The sequence below is a fragment of the Bartonella sp. AA86SXKL genome (assembly GCF_042196885.1).
Window position 1 is genome coordinate 1 of the sequence record NZ_JBHIRE010000414.1, and the last position, 650, is coordinate 650.

The window sequence follows — 650 nt, forward strand, 5'->3', positions numbered from 1 at the left end:
TTCTTTGATCTTTTGAAAAGTTTCCATTGCTTCCACCACTGTTTCCACCATTGTTGTTCGTGTTTTTTGTTTTTTCTAAATCCTCGATAGCCTTTCGCACCCAGTTACGCCAGGTTGCTTGCCAATCGATTTTGGTAGCGTTTGCTCCAGATTTTGAACGCCAGTAATCTCGAAATTTTGCGATTTCAACTTTCACACGCTCTGAAGGCAAGCCCTCTGCAATGGCAAAATCGTAATCGGGTTCAAAATCCTCAGGCAATCGACAACCGCGATTAGCTTTCGCTTGTTTTGCTTTTTTCGGAATGCTTTCTTGCTCGTGAAGGGGTGATTGATCTTGGGATGCGGTTTCGATTGGCTCTGATTGGCTCTCGAGATCATGAACCTCGATTGGCTCTTCAATCAAATCGTTCGTTTCTAAATCTTCAGAACCAATTTCTTTTTTTGCTAATACGATAGTATTAGTTTTTTTATTATTACTGTTAATGTTAGTGTTATTGTTTATGTTATATATATAGGCATCATTAAGCATGTCGTAAGCATCATGCTTAGCATCCTTAAGCATACTGTTAGCATCATGCTTAACCGTTTTAGCATCATTAAGCATTGCTTTAGCATCGTTTTTATCATTGTTTTCAGTGAGTTGAGCATCA

The 650-nt window shown here is 38.8% G+C and carries 1 pseudogene; it reads right to left on the minus strand.

Annotated elements, in window-relative coordinates:
* Positions 1 to 650 (minus strand): annotated as a pseudogene (locus tag ACFIO5_RS12330) (hypothetical protein); the annotation flags it as partial.